Consider the following 17,455-nt stretch of genomic DNA (forward strand, 5'->3'; position numbering starts at 1 on the left):
TTTTGTGATATAGACAGTGTCACCGTTATCGAAGGCTGTCACTGTAGATGCTACAAAATATTTCGGCCATTTTATGTGGGGGCTGTTGCATTCCGGTTCTGATCCATTCAGACAGTACATTGTATGTGGCGCCGCTCCAGAAATGGGATAGAACTGGAGCGCTATTGCTATCATTCGGAATTAACTCAACAAACAGTTCATCTATGAATCGTAGAATCGTTTCTCCCATACCTGCATTTAGCAGCACAAGATAAGAATTCACAAACTGCTGGATTGTGGAAAACAATGTTGTCCAACAGGAAAGCGGATCATCCATACCAGCATAGGGAGAGATAGCTTCTTGAACCGTCTTCCAATTTGTTCTCATATAGCTGTCCAGAATCTCTTCTTTGCTGTTGTAATTACGATAGTAGGCCATACGCGATACCCCGGCCTTCCGGACTATATCAGATATAGTTATCTGCTCATTCCTGTTATTCTCAAGCAATAGAATGAAGGCTGTTTCGATGCTTTCTTTTACTACTTGGTTTGACAATTGATTGGAAGTATGCAGTGATTGCAGCTGTTTATTCGAACTTGCTGTTCTTGACATTACAGTTTCGCCTCCTTTGTCACATCGGTTTATATACTATTGCTATGCCGAAGTAGACATGATAAGATGGTGTTACATTTGTAACGCCATCTTATCATATTTATCCCATAATAACAAGTCCGAAAACTATGATATATTCATGTGGGAGAACGGCTTTTCATGGGTTTTGATGACCTGCGCCTAATCAATAAATAACAAATCGGAAAGGAGATGCTATTATGCATTATTCAGGGGTATTAAACAGACCGCCCTACGAAAGCGATTCTATTCTATTAGAGGTAACATCCGGCTGTTCCCACAACAGCTGCAAGTTTTGCAGTTTCTATAAAAAGGTTCCATTCAGAATGTCTCCTATGTCAGAAATTGAAGAAGATATACTTGAGATTAGCAGAAAGAGTCCTGGCGCAGAGCGAGTATTTTTACAAAGCGCTGAACCCTTTGTCTTAAACTTCGAAAAGTTGAGAGATATAGGGATAAAAATAAGAAAGCATTTACCAAACTGTAAAAGCATCGGCTCATATGCTCGCATAACAAATTTTAGAAATAAATCGGTGGAACAGTTAAAGGAGCTAAGAAAGCTTGGGTATGATGGTCTATTCATAGGTGTGGAATCAGGTGATAATGTTCTGCTGGATCGTATGAACAAGGGCTATAGGGCGGAAGAGGCGGCTGAACAATGCAAAAAGCTTGACGAAGCGGAGATCACTTATATCATCACAATTATTAACGGACTTGGTGGAAAAGGTTATGGATTGGATCATGCTGTTAAAACAGCAGAACTTTTTAATCAGCTGCATCCTATTATAGTAGGTATGTCTCAGTTAACACTTTTCCCAGATACTCCACTCAACGATGATGTTAAAAATGGAAATTTTGAAGAGGCTGGCGAAAAAGAACGGTTGGTAGAATTAATTGAATTTGTTAAACGCCTTGAAATACCCGTTTTTTTTGCTGGTGTCCATGTTTCCGTGACTACACCAGCTATGGGAAATTTACCAAAAGATAAAGAAAAGATATTGGCTGTTCTAAATAATGCTTTGATAAACACGAAAGAAGAGGATTTGAAAGAGTATCGCAATAATGTCAGATCATTATAAAAGAGCTTAGGTTTAGATTTGACAACAGAATTTGCTATTATGGTATATAAAATTATACAGGAGGCAAAAGCATGAAATACGCTAAACTTTTTAGCCAAGGAAGAATTGGGAATGTTCAGACTAAAAACAGAATTGTAATGACTGCAATGGGTGTGGATATTTCTCACTATGATGGTACTGCCAACGAAAATACAATCGCTTATTATGCAGAACGAGCCAAGGGTGGCGTAGGTCTCATCATTACGGAGTATACACGAATAAATGAAAAAGATGGAGTTGTGGCGCCAGCACAGCTTTCTATGTCTTCCGACAAATATATAAAACCTTTTTCAAAAGTAGTGGATGCAGTACATCAGGAAGGAACAAAAATTTTTGTGCAGCTTCATCACCCAGGACGTCAAAATGTTGTGATATTTCCGACGATGTGGGGGATAAACAAAAAGCTGGCTAAAATAATTCCTGGATATTGGAAGTGGTTTTTCTCCATCCTTGCAAAGCAAGACGCGGACTCGATGTCTGACCCCAAAATGCAGAAAATGTTGAACAAATATATGAGGCCTTTACGTGCCCCCAGTAACGTACCAGCAGGTCTAGGTCTTTCTGTATTTGGAAGCCAACGGATTGAACCGCTGTCCGTTGCTGAAATCAAGGTGCTGGTACGGCAGTTCATTGATGCTGCGGTCAGGGTTAAAAAGTCCGGCGCTGATGGAATTGAACTCCATGCGGGACATGGATATCTGCTCAACCAGTTTCTTAGTCCACATACTAATATACGCACTGACAAATATGGTGGCAATACCGAAAATCGAACGCGTATTTTGAAAGAGATTATCCAGGGTATCCATCACGTATGCGGAAGAGACTTTCCTGTGGTCGTTCGTCTGACAGTAGATGAATTTTACGAAAAAATTGGTTATCCCGAACAAGGTATCCATTTGTCTGAAGGCGTAAAAATTGCTAAGGCTTTAGAAAGCTTTGGTGCGGATGCAATTGATGTAACGGCTGGTACAGTGGAGACGCTTTTTGTCATACAGGAACCTAACAGCTTTCCTCTCGGTTGGAGAAAATATATGGCACAGGCGATAAAAGAGGCTGTGAGCATTCCGGTAATAGCAGTGGGGATGATTAGAACGCCAGATATGGCAGAGAAGTATTTGGAGGAAGGCGTACAGGATTTTATCGGACTGGCGCGTCCCCTTCTTGTTGATCCCCATTGGGCAAAAAAAGCTGAACTCGGTCAAGATAAAGATATTCAAAGGTGTATTGGCTGCCTTTATTGTATTGAAAGCTACGAAAAAGGTCTCACCAATGGTCATCCAGTACAATGTTCCTTAAATCCTCGTACTTGTCGCGAGGCAAAACTAACGGAGCAGATGGCTGATGGGAAGAGGCGAAAGATTGTTATTATTGGAGCGGGGCCGAGTGGACTTACCGCCGCCCGTGAATTGGCTATCCGTAATTTTGATGTGACCGTGCTTGAAAAAGAATCGGAGTCAGGTGGGCAACTTCAGCTTGCAAAAATCCCGCCACACAAAGAAAGGCTTGCTTGGTGTTATGAGGATTTGGAGTATCAGGCAAAAAACGGCGGTGTAACAATCATATATAATACTACAGCTTCAAAACAGCTTATTCAATCCATGAATCCATATGCGGTTATTGTAGCAACGGGTGCATCTGCATTTAAACCCAATATACCGGGAGCTGATGCAGAGTATGTGACTACCACAACGTCAATACTTGACGGCAGTTTGAAGCCCCTGAACAAGAATATTGCTGTGGTCGGTTCAGGCATGACGGGCATTGAAACAGCCGAACTGCTGGTGGAGCAAGGAAATCGTGTAACTGTTATCGAAATGGCTGACAAAATCGCACAGGGTGCTTTTAACGTTGGTGTGTGGGAGGTAATGCAGTCACTTGATAACGGCGAGACAGTTTTTCTACCTGGATGCAGGCTGGAACGTATTGAAGATCACAAACTCACATTAGTCCAGAAGAATGCTGTACGGGAAATATTACGATTTGACATTATTGTGCTTTCGCTTGGTGTACGCAGCAATACGGAAGCGATTGATGAGCTGAAAGGATGCTGTGAAAAATTCTATGTAATAGGTGATGCGAAAAAGCCGGGACGCATTAAAGATTCAGTACATGAAGCCTTTCATCTTGCACAAAGCATATGAAGCATATAGGGAGACAAGGCGATGATTCGATTTAAGCAATAGATGTAAAGAATAAGATAGTATAAAGAAAAAGATTCTTCGGCAATCGAAGAATCTTTTTAAGCATAATACAGTATGCACTATACCATAAGTAATAATAAAAGTCTAGTAATATTTTTGATACACGGTACAATTAAGATACCGGTTAAGAAGAATCCTAATTAAAGGAGGTTATTAATGAATTCAATAGTATCAGATTGGTATGAAAAAAAGGAACATGTTGATGAAATGAGGGGCTGGGATAAAGGAAAGTTAAAGATTTGGGAACAACAGGTTGCAGATATGTTCCCTCATGGAGCAAAAATACTTGATGTTGGCAGCGGAATGGGAAGAGAAGCTTTTACGCTTAAGAGGCAGGGGTTCGAGGTAATTGGACTTGATATTTCAAAATATGCAGTTGAAAAAGCAAATGAAGAAGCATTGAAGGCAGATTGTAAGGTGAAATTTTATCACTATGATGGCGAAGTTATTCCTTTTAATGATGAGACATTTGATATAGTTATCATATGGAATCAGAGTTTTGGATTGTTATATGGAGAAGATTACAAGAAAAGCTTTATATGTGAATGTAAGCGTGTTTTAAAATCCGGAGGGCTGTTCAGCTATTCAGGACATTATATGCAATACATAATGAAACACTATGATTACTGTCTTGAAGAAAATAAATTCTACCCTTACAAGGAACGAGATATCTATTGGGAAACATTCTCTCGAGAAGAATTAGAGAATTATGCAAAGCAGGCTGCTTTTGATGTTCTGATGAGTGGAGAAGGTGAGATATGTGTACCGGAAGACGGCGTTATTTTATATTGTCTATGTAAAAAATGAAGTGATTCCAAATTGAAAAAAGATAGTTCAACGGAATATTGGAATAAGGTTGGAACAGAAGAATGGATTGAGGCAGCACAGCGTAATGATTTTCGTATTCACTACATTATACCTTTTACTTTGCAGGCTATTGGAGAGGTAAGGGGTAAACACATTTTGGATTTAGGGTGTGATGAAGGAGGATATTCAAGAGCACTTGCTGATAAAGGTGCAGTTGTAACGGCTGTTGATTGTTCAGAATCTATATTAGCTTATGTTGCTATGATAAAAATATTAGAGTACATACGCACATTTCCGGCAGGACCTGCCAGGTACTGTTGGATACCATATGAAGCAGATAACATAGTAGCGAAAAACTTTATGAAGCAATGATTTGAATAGGAATTTTTTTGAAATTATGTTATTGTTTATATTATATACAGTACAATACATTTTCCGGAGGCATATGATGAAAGATATGTTATTCCAATACCTGAAAAACTATACAAACGTGCCTGACGAAGCACTTAAGGAGGTCATAGAACATCTTCCGGTCCGATGCTTCAAAAAGGGAACGATACTTCTGGAACAAGGGGATGTCTCATCTAAGTGTTATTTTGTCCTAAAAGGATTAATACGTCAGTTTTCCGTTGATACGGATGGCAATGAAAATACGTCAAATTTCTATTCGGAGAATCAAGTTGCGTCCGTATATAACCCGCAGCGTTCGCATGAGGCTTCAAAGTATAGTCTTGTTTGTTTGGAAGACGCTATATTGCTTGATGGAGACTTGAACGATGAAACACAGATGTATGCAAAATATCCTTTTCTGGAAACCATGGTGAGAAAGATGCTGGAAGAAATCACGTCTAATATTCATGATGATTATGCAGATTTACTTTCTTTTGGTCCGGAAGAAAGGTATCTGGCATTGTTAGAGAAGCGCCCGGGACTTGCCGAGCGCATTCCGCAAAATCAATTGGCAAGCTTCTTAGGTATACGGCCGGAATCATTGAGCCGCATCAAGAGAAGGCTTAATCCCCTTAAATAAAAGCCACAGAGGAAGCAGAATCTCGCAGTACATCGGAAGTTTCAGGATGGATGCAATTGCGGTTTCCTCATAGCCTGGAATGCCTAAACCTAACAGACTGTCGACAATATAGCCGCAGAATGCAATTATCAGCAGGATACCCAATACTTTCGGCAGAAAATGTGATTTGATAACCAGATAACCCATTGGGAAAAGCCACAACCCCCAGAAAAACCCTGAAATAAGAATTCCGTATTTGTGCAGCTCAAAAAACAGAAACAGCATATTTTTTGGTTGACCGGCAAACGTTCCTGCAACTGATGGACCACTATTTGCCATAAGTAACGCCATATAATTGCTTAATTCGTTTATCATTGAAATCGGAATCGAAACCAGCATGAATATAACCATAAGCGCCGCTATATTCCCTTTAACCGGCTTAAGGAGCTTATATAATAGCAGAACAATAAAAATATGACTGATCTGTACAACCAGAGAGCTGAGTATACTGAGTCTGAAAAGACCACTGTTTGTGAGAATATTTGCTATTGTTGCATCCGCATCCCCAGGGACGATAAGGAATTGGGGGATGTACATGATGCCGAATGCGCCCAGGGGGATCATTAATGTGTATAATAATCCTGCTATTCTGGCAGTATTATTTTGCAATTTATAATTGAAACGATTTTCCATAATTTATCCTTTCTTTTAAGTTTGATGATAATATTGTATATCATCTCTCTTCATCCTGCATTGACTTAAGTCAATTTACAACGATATCTTTTATTACCAAACTTCTCCTGACAATGAACCACAAGGCAAAAAAGGTGAGTCCATTTTCTATGCCCTGGTTATATTGGGCTCTTACTGCCCGGTAAATCGAGGCAGGGTCAGTTACGAAACAAAATTGTTAAAAATGAGTTACGCTAGCTTTGATGGACCAGCTTCGTGATTGTATAATAAAATCATTTTCCTAAACATACTCCGCCGCCAAGGCCCCACCAGGCTCAAGCGGCATCTTTTTTGACCGTTCAAGGCATGTGGAATCCATAACCCTGTTGCAAAAGAAAAGTAGTTAAATTATGGGATATAAGTAATATAAATTCACTAGAATTGAGGACATGAGAGTGAAAACTTTCACGTCCTTTTTTAATAGAAAATACATGGGATTACCTGACGTCCATGTGGAGCTGGAAGCAAAGAATGTATTAGGGAATGAGCTGGTCATAAGCATTGCAAGTGAATTTATTGAAAATGGTGGGGAAGATACTGAGAAGCAGAGGAAATCAAACATCATTAAGTATTTCCCGATAGGAACAGTATATTAAAGGAAGTGATATCTGAAAAGGATAAATTTCAAAAAATAATTCACAGAAAGAATGGAAGTAGAATTCGTTTAGCAATATTTTCCTGACACCGTGCGACATCTTCTATTTCTGCTGCCATATGCCTCAGGCTTATGGAAATATGTCTGACTTCCTCTAATGCTCATTCAGGGTAAAGCAGCTTCGGCACTGGAATAATAATCTTTGTCGTTTCTTTATAAAAATATTAAAAATATCATTTAGATACTTGACAAACAAATAATTAGTAACTATAATGGTTACAAAAGGAGACGCTTATGTATTCAAGTAAATTATCAGTAAGTATTCATATATTAAGTCTGATTGCGTTGATGGGAGATCACCCCTTGACATCAGAGTACATTGCTTCCAGTGTTAATACGAATCCCGTACTTGTCAGGCGTTTAATGAGCCGTCTGAAAAGGGCAAAATTAATCAAAACGAGTACTAAGCTTGGTGTGACAGGTCTTGCAAAAAAAGCAGAAGATATTACGCTCCTTGATATTTTTCTCGCAGCGGAAGACCACCGGGATTTATTCGGTATTCACAGCAATACCAATCAAAACTGTCCCGTAGGAGCAAAAATAGAAAGTACGCTGAAACACTTATACGGCAATATACAAACCGCAACAGAAGAAAAGTTATCTGCTGTCACTTTGGCGGATATCATAAAAGATTTTAAATAAATTATCAGGAGGTGTGTTATGAAGATAGCAATTATTGGTGCAACCGGTATGGCCGGCAGTGCACTGTACAAAGAAAGTACCTTACGGGGACATGATGTGACTGCCATTGTCCGAGATAAAGAAAAAGCAGTTTCTTTGTTTGGAAGTGGTGCCAAGGTAATCGATAAAGACATATTTGATTTAACGAAATCCGACCTTGAAGACTTTGAGGTTATTGTAAATGCTTTTGCTACCGCTCCGGCTAAAGCATATCTGCACCTGGACCTGGCTGCGAAGCTTATCGGCTTTTTCCGTGAGACAAAAAGCCCCAGGCTGTTTTTTATTCTTGGTGCGGCCAGTCTGCTGGATGAAAACGGCAAGCTGTATTTAGACACCTTAAAGACGGTTCCTGATGCCGCTTCCTGGATATCCATTCCAACGGAAGCCTATAAGACACTTAATTTTTTACGCGGTATTGAGAATGTGAACTGGGTAGGAGTATCTCCTTCGGTTACATTTATTGCCGGAGAAGCTACGGTTCCTCTTTTGGGAACGGATAGTCTTCTGACCTCCGGGAAGGGAGAGTCGATTGTGACAAGCGGAACTATGGCTGTTGCAATTCTCGATGAAATCGAGAAACCGCAGTTTATCCGTACAAGATTTACCGTATGTAATCAATGATCTAAATAATCAATAATCTAAATGGAGGTATATTTTATGAGTAAGACAATTGGAATTATTACAGGCAGTTTAAGAAAAAATTCTTTTAGTGGAAGTATTGCCGATTATGTTAAGAATAACGCACCGGCAGGCTATACGGTTAAACTAATTGATATCGGAGGCCTTCCTCTTTACAGTCAGGATTCTGATGGTGAAGAATTAAAGGAGTACACAGACTTTAGAAATGAAGTTAAAGCTTTGGACGCCGTACTTTTTATCACACCGGAGCACAACCGTTCCATTCCGGCAGCATTGAAAAATGCACTGGATATAGGCTCAAGACCTTATGGTCATAATGTATGGAGCGGAAAACCGGGTGCGGTAATCAGCCAGTCTCCCGGAGGAATCGGCGGATTTGGAGCAAATCATCATTTGCGTCAGGTGTTGGCATTTCTGAATGTTTTAACACTTGCCCAGCCCGAAGCGTATATCGGAGCATACCACACATTGATTGATGAAAACGGAGTATTAAGCAACGAAGGCACCAAAGGATTTATTGATGAATTTTTAGCAGCCTTTGCCGCATGGATTGAAAAAGTAGCATAATGATATAATAGGGAAACAGCATTAGCTTAGCCGTTTCCCTTTTTATTTGCTAATTATGGTGAACAGAAGGTGCAATAGATTATTTAATCATGTAATGGGTGTGAAATGAAAGTAAAAGATGTTATAATATAGAAAAGGATACGATAATGGACAGAATATCCGCAGAAAGGATGAAGATAATGGGAAAATTTGAAAATGCTGAGAAAATTGGGATAAGAAATAAAAAGACAAATGAGCTACTGGCAATCTACCCTGATAAGGCAGAGGGAAGTGATGAGGAAATTACAAAGAAAGTGTCAGACTGGTATTATATGCAAAATTGCTCGGCAGAAGAAGAGCTTAGAACTGCTTATGTTGATATAGTAACACCGGAGGAATTAAAATCACTTAACTAAAGAAGGTGCATACTATTTTATTAAATGACAAAAATGGCAGGATAAAGATTATTAAGGGCGGACCATATGTTGTTACGGGATGCATACCGCTTGTAGAGAAGATAATTATTCCTGTAGACAATCATTACGAATATCAGACAGGTCAGGAATATCCATTGCAGTCTGAATATGCACTGTGCCGATGTGGACACTCAAAGCACATGCCTTTTTGTGATGGCTGTCATGAGAAAGTTGGGTTTGTTGGCAATGAAACAGCTTCCAGAATGAATTATATTGACAGGGCAGAGCGAAGAGAGGGTCCGCAACTGACTTTATTAGATGATAATCGATGTGCCTTTGCGCGCTTTTGCCACAGGGAAGAGGGAAAAGTGTGGAATTTGATAGATAAGTCCGACGATCCCAACCTAAGAGACGAGGCAATTAAAGGTGCTAATGAATGTCCCGCAGGAAGGCTTGTGGTACTTGATCAGGCAGGAAAAGAAATAGAACCTGACTTTGAACCGTCAATTGAGCTTTTAAAAGACTTTTCCAAGAATGCTTGTGGTCCTATTTATGTAAAGGGAAGGATTCCCTTGGAATCTTCGGATGGTATGCTCTATGAGTTAAGAAACCGGATGACACTTTGCCGGTGTGGGAAATCCGTTAGAAAACCGTTCTGTGATGCTTCTCATATTACTACATAGAATTGTGTATTCAAGCCATGTGGAGACCATAGTCCTGCTACAGAAGAAAACAGTCAAATGAAGGATTAAAGTAATTGAAAGCCACTAGAATTGAGGACATGAGAGTGAAAGCTTTCACGTCCTTTTTTGACAGAGAAATTCATGGGATTACTCATTTTACATAGATGTCGGAAAACTATAACGTGAGAAAAATTTATATTGACAATAAGTGAATGTTCGTTTATTATAGAATTATGTTGAGGTGATATCATGAGAAAAAAAGATGATGAAAAAGAGAGAAGCATAAAAGAAGCGGTAATCAAACTCATTCTTGAGGAAGGTTTTCACGGTGCTTCTATCTCAAAAATCGCGAAGATGGCTGGGGTTTCGCCGGCAACAGTATACATCTATTATGAAAATAAAGAAAACATGCTGCAGAATATTTATAATGAATATTCCGAAGATATTTTTGATTATTTACTTAGCTGTGTGGACTTGAAGATGGACGGGCAGCAGCTTATTGAGATACTCATTAGAAGTTACTACAACTATATCATTCAAAATAAGGAAATCTTCAGCTTTGTAGAGCAGTTTTCCAACTGTCCTTCCCTGGTTAACAGCTGTTCAGGAAAAAAGGGAGTCTGTCATATTTACAGCCTGATTGAGGATATGAAGAAAAAGCAGATCATTAAGAATTACCGTTATGATAATCTGCTGGCCATTATCTTTTATCCGGTCAAGGCCATTGCTGTGGATAACCATAAGAGTGAGGCGGAGAGAGCAGATTTATTAAAGGAGATGATTATAATCATACAGGATGCGGTATTAATACAATAAAAGTTTCAGCGAGATATTTTTGTAAACATAACTTGCAAAAAATCTCGCAATTATTAACTATTTATAATAAACGAATATTCATTTAATACAAAAGGAAAGGATGATAGTATGTCAGAGAATAATAATAACAGGGGAATTGTTTTTCCCGTATCCAATACGGTTTTATTGCCGGGTGTCACAACAAAGTTTTTTATAAAAACACCCGAAGAAGTGCAGCTGCAATTTTTAAGAGACGAGAATAGTACCAACATTGCATTGCCGTTAAAGCAGAATTTCGGACAGAAAGGTCTGATGGAAGAAGATTTTTACCGGATGGGGGTAATCTTTACGGTCAATGATACCCGGAAAACAGAGAGCGGTATCCAGCTTACGGTTCATATTGCAGAACGGGTAGAAGTAAAGGAACTGAATATCGAAAGCGGTCTGATATTAGCCGGATATGAGACCATCCCGGACAAAACGGACTTAGACCATAAGAGTCAGGAAGAGATGCTTGACTATCTAAAGAAGGTAATTCGTGAAATCAGTGTGAAATTCCAGGGCGGCGAACAGTATATCCGGATTGTGGAAGAGTTTAAGGATTTAAATGGCCTTATGGTATATTTAAGCCAGTATATGCCTATTTCAAATGAAGAAAGGTATGAACTGCTCGAAATAGAGTCCTTAAAAGAGAGAAGTCTGCGGTTCATGGATCATCTGTTAAAACAGAAGGAAGCCATAGAGCTGCAGCTGCAGATTTCAGAGAAATTTTCAGAGAAAGCCAACAAATATTACAGAGAATCCGTACTGCGGGAGCAGCTTAAAGCCATTCAGGAGGAATTAAATGAAGGCAATGAGGACGAAAATAAAAAAGAGAAGGATTATCTGACCAAAATTAAAGAAGCGCAGATGCCGTCTGATATTGAAAAGAGTGCCCTTGAAGAACTGGATAAACTAAATGCCCAGGGACCCAACAGTTCGGAGTATAATGTTATCCGCAATTATCTGGAACTGCTGGTACAGCTTCCCTGGAAAAAAGCAGAGCAAAGTTCTATTGATCTGGGCAAAGCCAGACAGATTCTGGATGAACAGCACTATGGACTGAATAAGGTCAAAGACCGGATTATACAGCATTTGGCTGTTATGAAGCTGAAAAATGACAAAAAGGGATCCATACTTTTGCTGGTGGGACCTCCCGGTACCGGTAAAACCAGTCTTGGCAAAAGTATTGCGGAAGTATTGGACAGACAGTATATCCGTTTGAGCTTAGGCGGTATCCGGGATGAAGCTGAAATCCGGGGGCACCGCAGGACCTATATAGGAGCTATGCCGGGTAGGATTATTCAAAGCATCCGAAAGGCAGGAGCCAATAACCCGGTCATGGTTCTCGATGAGGTAGACAAGCTGACAGCCGGCGGTTACAGCGGTGATCCTGCGAGCGCTTTGCTGGAGGTCCTTGATCCGGAACAAAACAACAGCTTTACCGACCATTATCTGGATCTCCCCTATGATCTGTCCGATGTTTTCTTTATTGCCACGGCAAATTCCCTGGAAAGCATTCCGGGACCATTATTGGACCGAATGGAAGTGATTCCGGTTTCCAGCTATACCGTTGATGAAAAATTCCATATCGGAAGAAATTATTTAATACCATCTGTTTTAGAAGAACACGGATTGTCAAAAGAACAGCTGGTTGTAGAAGATGAGATCCTTTATAAAATTATCAACGATTATACACTGGAAGCCGGAGTCAGGGGACTGAAAAAACAACTGGCAGCGCTTGCCAGAGTGGCTTCCGAAAAGATTGTTTCGAACAAAGCAGAGATTCCTTATAAAATTCAGATGGAAGAGCTGGAGGAACTTCTTGGCAGACAGGTTTCCAGACATGACAAAGCGCAGCAGGATAATCCCCCGGGAGTTGTTACCGGACTTGCCTGGACACCGGTAGGCGGCGAAATCTTATTTATTGAAGCTACCGATATGCCGGGCAGCGGAGAGGTTATATTGACCGGTAAACTGGGAGAGGTAATGAAGGAATCGGCAAGAATTTCCTTGAGTCTGTTAAAATCCAGGCTGCCTTTAAATACCGTTAACTTTAAAGAAAGAGATCTGCATATCCATGTGCCCTCCGGAGCGGTTCCCAAAGACGGTCCATCCGCCGGAATTACATTATTCACTGCGCTTGCTTCCTTAATTACAGGCCAAAAAGTGGATTCCAAAATTGCCATGACCGGTGAGATTACATTAAGAGGTGCCGTACTTCCAATAGGAGGTTTGAAGGAAAAATTACTGGGTGCCCAAAGAGCAGGTATTAACAAAGTGCTTATACCAAGAGATAATCTGATTGATTTAAAGGATGTGCCGGAAGAAGTAAAGAACCAGCTTACGGTGATACCGGTTGAAACTATTGAAGATGTATTGAAAGAAACTTTGGGAATTTCTCTGCCAAGAATCGAGCATATGTTTCTTCAAAAGGGAACCAAAGGCTTATTCCAGGAGGTATAAATAGTAAAGCAGGGGTGGACAGATAAAACAGGTCTTTTCAAGTCTCAAGCGGTATCTTTTATAATTTTACTCATTGGGTGAGAACTGTTATTGACACTGCACACATTGAAAACACTGGATTTCAAGGCTTGTATATAATAAAAGTAAATATGTCAACTCAACTTTATCCCTCGATATGTGTTTATGGAACATATCGAGGGTATATTTTTTGTATAGAGTTTACGATTAGATGATAAAATTTCCATTTGGATGATTGTATGATATAATTTAATTAATAATAAAATGGCATAAGGGATAAAAGTATTAATTAAAAGTACATCTAAAATATAGAAATGGAGGGGACATGGAAATTAAATTCAAAGATCAATTATCATTAGGGGTTGCATCGGCAGCAACTCAGATTGAGGGAGGTAATTGTGAACATAACTGGAATGACTGGTATACAAGAGGGAATATCAAAGATCATTCCAGTCCGGTCCGTGCAACGGATCATTATCACCTATGGAAAGAAGATGCGGATCTTATGGCTTTGATGAAGATTAAGCATTATCGGATGGGAGTTGAGTGGGCGAGAATATGTCCAAATGAAGGAGAAGTAGATGAGGAGGTAATTGCACATTATAGAGAGGAGCTGCAATATTTAAAGGAACAAGGAATTACGGTTCTGCTTACGATACATCATTTCACCAATCCCATGTGGTTTGAGCGAAAAGGGGCATTCACACAGAAAGAGAACATAAGATACTTCCTTGATTTTGTGAAACTTATTGTAAATGTATTCGGAGGCCTTGTTGCTGAGTACATAACAATTAACGAACCTAATGTATATGCAACCAATTCCTATTACTTTGGGGAGTGGCCTCCCGGAGAAAAATCACTTTCGCAAGCGGTTTCAGTAATGTCAAATATGGCAATCTGCCATATTAAAGCTTACCAGATGATACATAGTATGCGTGAGTCAATGGGATATCAGGATACAAAGGTGAGTTTTGCCAATCACGTTCGTGTCTTTGATCCACAAAATCCGAGAAATCCCTGGCATTGTATTTGTGCTAAGCTATTAGATTGGTTTTTCCAAGGGGCTATAACCGAGGCCATATCCACAGGTGATTTTAAATGGCCGCTAAAAAGATCAAAAGATATCTCACATGGCGAATATCTGGATTTCATTGCAATTAATTACTATACACGGAGTACGGTATCGGGGTTTGGCGATGGGGTCAAGCAGGATGCACCGAAGAATGATCTGGGATGGGAGATCTATCCGGAAGGGCTTATTCGTTGTACTGCTCATATTTATCAGCTTTTAAAACGACCGATTTATATTACTGAGAATGGCACCTGCGATAATCAGGATGCATTTCGATCAAAATATATCTACGAACATTTAAAAGTAATAAGCGAGTCCAACCTTCCGATAACAAGGTACTATCACTGGTGTTATTGTGATAACTTTGAATGGGTGGAAGGAGAAAGTGCACGCTTTGGACTGGTACATGTCAATTATGAGACCCAAGAAAGAACAATCAAAACTTCTGGCAGGTTTTTTACCAGGATGATTGAAGAAAGCGGTATATCGGAAGAACTTTATAGAGAATATGTAGAACCACTAAAGTATCACTATTAATATGAAAGATAGAAAGGCTAAAGGAGAATGTGCTTTGATTACAACTGATGAAAGAAGCTTTCGTTTAGATACAGATTGTACGACCTATCTTATTGGCAAAACAAAGTACGGGCATTTGGAGCATATTTATTATGGAAACCTGTTAAGTAAAGAGGATGGAGTGAATGTTCTGGCTCAAAAACGGTCCATTATGGTTGGCAGCAGTGTTCTTTACAGCAGGGAAGATGATGTATATAGTCTGGATGGTATGTGTTTAGAATGGTCGGACAATGGAAGGGGTGATTACCGCTACAGTCCAACGGAATTTAAAATGCCTGATGGCAGCTTTGTTACCGATTTCATTTATGAAAGGCATGAAATACTGGAGGGCACGGTTGCAATGGAGGCCATGCCTACAGCCTATGGCGGTGATCAGACTCTAATCATAATATTAAAGGATAAGACATATCCTATTTTTATTGACCTGTATTATACAGTATTTAAGCAGACGAATGTGATTAGCAGAAGAGCGGTTGTAAGGAATGAAGGAAGTGTTCCTGTCACAATCCGCCGTATCATGAGTATTTCTATGGATTTACCGGATGAATGTTTTCAGATGTACACCTTAGATGGGGGCTGGATTAAAGAAGGTAACTTGCATAAGCGACCGGTTTCCTACGGAATTACGGTAAATTCTTCCACAACAGGAGCAAGCAGTAATCGTCATAATCCTGCGTTTTTATTAGCGGAAGCTGATGCGAATGAAGACTATGGAAGTGTATATGCCTTCAATATGATTTATAGCGGGAACCATTATAGTATAATAGAAAAAAATGAACGGGATTACGTCCGTGTATGTATGGGAATTAATCCTCATTTATTTGAATGGATATTATCTCCGGAGGAGAAGTTTGAAACACCGGAATGCGTGATGAGCTATAGCAGTCAGGGATTCAATGGCACAAGCCATAATATGCATGATTTCATTAATGAACATATCGTAAGAGGCGACTATAAGAAGAAGGAAAGGCCGATTCTGCTTAATAATTGGGAGGCACACTTTTTTGATTTTAATGAAGGAAAACTATTGCGGCTTGCCAGAGATGCGAAAAAATTAGGGATAGAACTATTTGTACTGGATGACGGCTGGTTTGGCGACCGCAATCATGATAGAGCGGGGCTTGGAGATTATAGGGTAAACCCTAAGAAATTACCGGACGGAATGAAGGCTTTTGCAGATAAAATAAGAAACATTGGATTAGATTTTGGCCTTTGGTTTGAACCGGAGATGGTGAATGAGGATAGCGAGTTGTATAGGAGCCATCCGGAATATGCTATTAAACTGCCAAACCGTCATTCGGTTTTAGGAAGAAATCAGTTGGTGCTGGATCTTTGCAAAAAAGAAGTTCGGGATTATATTGTAGAGCAGGTTAGCAGCATTCTGGATGAGGCAAAAATTTCTTATGTGAAATGGGATATGAACCGCCATATTGCGGAAGCATTTTCTACAGCTTTGAAAAACCAAGGTGAGTTCTATCATCGTTACATTTTGGGTCTCTATGAGGTGTTGACCAGGATATTCGGGCCCAGATCCCATATTTTGCTGGAGAGTTGTTCCAGCGGCGGCAATAGGTTCGACTTAGGAATGCTTTGCTATAGCCCGCAGATTTGGGCTTCTGACGATACGGATCCCATTGAGCGGTTAAAAATTCAGGCAGGTTTATCCTATTTTTATCCCCAATCCACCATGGGGGCTCATGTTTCGGGGTCTCCCCATCAGCAAACCTTACGTGAGACACCCCTTGCAACCCGTTTCCATGCGGCTTGCTTTGGATGCCTGGGGTATGAGTTGGACTTAAAGTATCTGTCACCGGAGCAAAGAAAAGATATTGCAGAGCAAGTTGCATTCTATAAGCAGTATCGAAAGATTTTTCAATATGGAAGATTTTACAGGGTTAAATCCTATAAATCCAATAAAGTTATATGGGAAACGGTAAGCGAGGATAAGGAAACCGCACTCACCGGCTTTTTTCAAACATTGGCCACCGCAGCAGAAAGCAGCGACAAGCTAAAGGTGATTGGCCTGAAAAAAGGAAGGTTTACCATTCGGACAAGATCGCAAAGGCTTTATATTGAGCGCTTTGGAGGATTAATAAAACACGTTGCACCTGTGGAGTTAAATCCCGATGGTGTAATTATGCGGGTAGCCAATCGCCATTATAGTCTGAAGGATTGTGTGGAAACCTATACCTGTTCTTCAGAGGCACTTGCAGCAGGAATACCATTATGCGAGCAGTTTATCGGGACGGGTTATCATGAAAGCATACGAATGCTTGGTGATTTTGGGTCAAATATGTATATTACAGAGAAGGAAAATGAACAGCAAAAGTAGCATTTATATTCAACGGCACAAACTTAAGATGCTCAGAAAACATGAGCAGGAATGGAGTAA

General features: G+C 40.0%; 17 protein-coding genes. 15 read left to right on the plus strand and 2 right to left on the minus strand.

What is annotated here, in order from left to right:
- Positions 1–25: 25 nt before the first annotated feature.
- On the minus strand, positions 26–592 hold the full coding sequence (locus tag BUF11_RS01575) for a TetR/AcrR family transcriptional regulator (protein ID WP_073587051.1): 567 nt from the start codon (positions 590–592) through the stop codon (positions 26–28).
- Positions 593–810: 218 nt separating this feature from the next.
- On the opposite strand from BUF11_RS01575, the gene BUF11_RS01580 reads away from it, so the two are divergent.
- The 5 genes from BUF11_RS01580 (at position 811) to BUF11_RS01600 (ending at position 5,766) form a co-directional block, all read left to right on the plus strand.
- The gene (locus BUF11_RS01580; RefSeq protein ID WP_073587052.1) at positions 811–1,689 is read left to right on the plus strand and encodes a radical SAM protein; all 879 of its coding nucleotides are present in this window, start codon (positions 811–813) and stop codon (positions 1,687–1,689) included.
- 71 nt (positions 1,690–1,760) lie between these two features.
- A complete protein-coding gene (locus tag BUF11_RS01585) occupies positions 1,761–3,869 on the plus strand; it encodes an FAD-dependent oxidoreductase (protein WP_073587053.1) in 2,109 nt (702 codons plus the stop codon).
- Between the two features lie 216 nt (positions 3,870–4,085).
- Positions 4,086–4,736: a class I SAM-dependent methyltransferase gene (locus BUF11_RS01590; protein WP_073587054.1), complete on the plus strand. Its 651-nt coding sequence runs from the start codon at positions 4,086–4,088 to the stop codon at positions 4,734–4,736.
- A 12-nt stretch (positions 4,737–4,748) separates the two neighbouring features.
- Positions 4,749–5,108 (plus strand): class I SAM-dependent methyltransferase, encoded by a 360-nt coding sequence (locus BUF11_RS24575; RefSeq protein ID WP_073587055.1) that lies wholly within the window; start codon positions 4,749–4,751, stop codon positions 5,106–5,108.
- Between the two features lie 76 nt (positions 5,109–5,184).
- Positions 5,185–5,766, plus strand: coding sequence for a Crp/Fnr family transcriptional regulator (locus BUF11_RS01600; protein WP_073587056.1), 582 nt, complete (start codon positions 5,185–5,187; stop codon positions 5,764–5,766).
- On the opposite strand, the gene BUF11_RS01605 is transcribed toward BUF11_RS01600, so the two are convergent.
- Complete coding sequence (locus BUF11_RS01605; RefSeq protein WP_073587057.1) at positions 5,725–6,438, minus strand: DUF4386 domain-containing protein; 714 nt, start codon at positions 6,436–6,438, stop codon at positions 5,725–5,727. The two genes, BUF11_RS01600 and BUF11_RS01605, sit on opposite strands and share 42 nt — an antisense overlap.
- A gap of 434 nt (positions 6,439–6,872) precedes the next feature.
- Between BUF11_RS01605 and BUF11_RS24215 the strand changes: the two genes are divergently transcribed.
- From BUF11_RS24215 to BUF11_RS01650, 10 genes are all read left to right on the plus strand, one after another.
- Positions 6,873–7,073 carry a hypothetical protein gene (locus tag BUF11_RS24215; protein ID WP_175561967.1) on the plus strand — a complete coding sequence of 67 codons (201 nt, stop codon included), beginning with the start codon at positions 6,873–6,875 and terminating at the stop codon, positions 7,071–7,073.
- Between the two features lie 293 nt (positions 7,074–7,366).
- A complete protein-coding gene (locus BUF11_RS01610; protein ID WP_073587058.1) occupies positions 7,367–7,774 on the plus strand; it encodes an Rrf2 family transcriptional regulator in 408 nt (135 codons plus the stop codon).
- Between the two features lie 18 nt (positions 7,775–7,792).
- Positions 7,793–8,434 (plus strand): NmrA family NAD(P)-binding protein, encoded by a 642-nt coding sequence (locus BUF11_RS01615; RefSeq protein ID WP_073587059.1) that lies wholly within the window; start codon positions 7,793–7,795, stop codon positions 8,432–8,434.
- Positions 8,435–8,470: 36 nt separating this feature from the next.
- On the plus strand, positions 8,471–9,019 hold the full coding sequence (locus BUF11_RS01620; protein WP_073587060.1) for an NADPH-dependent FMN reductase: 549 nt from the start codon (positions 8,471–8,473) through the stop codon (positions 9,017–9,019).
- A gap of 179 nt (positions 9,020–9,198) precedes the next feature.
- Positions 9,199–9,414 (plus strand): hypothetical protein, encoded by a 216-nt coding sequence (locus tag BUF11_RS01625; RefSeq protein ID WP_073587860.1) that lies wholly within the window; start codon positions 9,199–9,201, stop codon positions 9,412–9,414.
- 5 nt (positions 9,415–9,419) lie between these two features.
- Positions 9,420–10,097, plus strand: a complete 678-nt coding sequence (locus tag BUF11_RS01630) for a CDGSH iron-sulfur domain-containing protein (RefSeq protein WP_330393831.1) — start codon at positions 9,420–9,422, stop codon at positions 10,095–10,097.
- Between the two features lie 249 nt (positions 10,098–10,346).
- Positions 10,347–10,913 (plus strand): TetR/AcrR family transcriptional regulator, encoded by a 567-nt coding sequence (locus BUF11_RS01635; protein WP_073587061.1) that lies wholly within the window; start codon positions 10,347–10,349, stop codon positions 10,911–10,913.
- Positions 10,914–11,021: 108 nt separating this feature from the next.
- Positions 11,022–13,397 carry an endopeptidase La gene (lon, locus tag BUF11_RS01640; protein WP_073587062.1) on the plus strand — a complete coding sequence of 792 codons (2,376 nt, stop codon included), beginning with the start codon at positions 11,022–11,024 and terminating at the stop codon, positions 13,395–13,397.
- Positions 13,398–13,740: 343 nt separating this feature from the next.
- Entirely contained in the window at positions 13,741–15,024 is a 1,284-nt protein-coding gene (locus BUF11_RS01645; RefSeq protein WP_073587063.1) for a glycoside hydrolase family 1 protein, read from the plus strand.
- A gap of 34 nt (positions 15,025–15,058) precedes the next feature.
- Complete coding sequence (locus BUF11_RS01650) at positions 15,059–17,395, plus strand: alpha-galactosidase (RefSeq protein ID WP_073587861.1); 2,337 nt, start codon at positions 15,059–15,061, stop codon at positions 17,393–17,395.
- Positions 17,396–17,455: the final 60 nt, after the last annotated feature.

The sequence above is a fragment of the Anaerocolumna xylanovorans DSM 12503 genome (assembly GCF_900143645.1).
Lineage (GTDB): Bacteria > Bacillota > Clostridia > Lachnospirales > Lachnospiraceae > Anaerocolumna > Anaerocolumna xylanovorans.

Excerpts from the sequence above, each read along its gene's own strand:
- BUF11_RS01575 (WP_073587051.1), bottom strand. The coding sequence starts at position 592 with ATGTCAAGAACAGCAAGTTCGAATAAACAGCTGCAATCACTGCATACT.
- BUF11_RS01580 (WP_073587052.1), top strand. The coding sequence starts at position 811 with ATGCATTATTCAGGGGTATTAAACAGACCGCCCTACGAAAGCGATTCT.
- BUF11_RS01585 (WP_073587053.1), top strand. The coding sequence starts at position 1,761 with ATGAAATACGCTAAACTTTTTAGCCAAGGAAGAATTGGGAATGTTCAG.
- BUF11_RS01590 (WP_073587054.1), top strand. The coding sequence starts at position 4,086 with ATGAATTCAATAGTATCAGATTGGTATGAAAAAAAGGAACATGTTGAT.
- BUF11_RS01600 (WP_073587056.1), top strand. The coding sequence starts at position 5,185 with ATGAAAGATATGTTATTCCAATACCTGAAAAACTATACAAACGTGCCT.
- BUF11_RS01605 (WP_073587057.1), bottom strand. The coding sequence starts at position 6,438 with ATGGAAAATCGTTTCAATTATAAATTGCAAAATAATACTGCCAGAATA.
- BUF11_RS01610 (WP_073587058.1), top strand. The coding sequence starts at position 7,367 with ATGTATTCAAGTAAATTATCAGTAAGTATTCATATATTAAGTCTGATT.
- BUF11_RS01615 (WP_073587059.1), top strand. The coding sequence starts at position 7,793 with ATGAAGATAGCAATTATTGGTGCAACCGGTATGGCCGGCAGTGCACTG.
- BUF11_RS01620 (WP_073587060.1), top strand. The coding sequence starts at position 8,471 with ATGAGTAAGACAATTGGAATTATTACAGGCAGTTTAAGAAAAAATTCT.
- BUF11_RS01625 (WP_073587860.1), top strand. The coding sequence starts at position 9,199 with ATGGGAAAATTTGAAAATGCTGAGAAAATTGGGATAAGAAATAAAAAG.
- BUF11_RS01635 (WP_073587061.1), top strand. The coding sequence starts at position 10,347 with ATGAGAAAAAAAGATGATGAAAAAGAGAGAAGCATAAAAGAAGCGGTA.
- lon (WP_073587062.1), top strand. The coding sequence starts at position 11,022 with ATGTCAGAGAATAATAATAACAGGGGAATTGTTTTTCCCGTATCCAAT.
- BUF11_RS01645 (WP_073587063.1), top strand. The coding sequence starts at position 13,741 with ATGGAAATTAAATTCAAAGATCAATTATCATTAGGGGTTGCATCGGCA.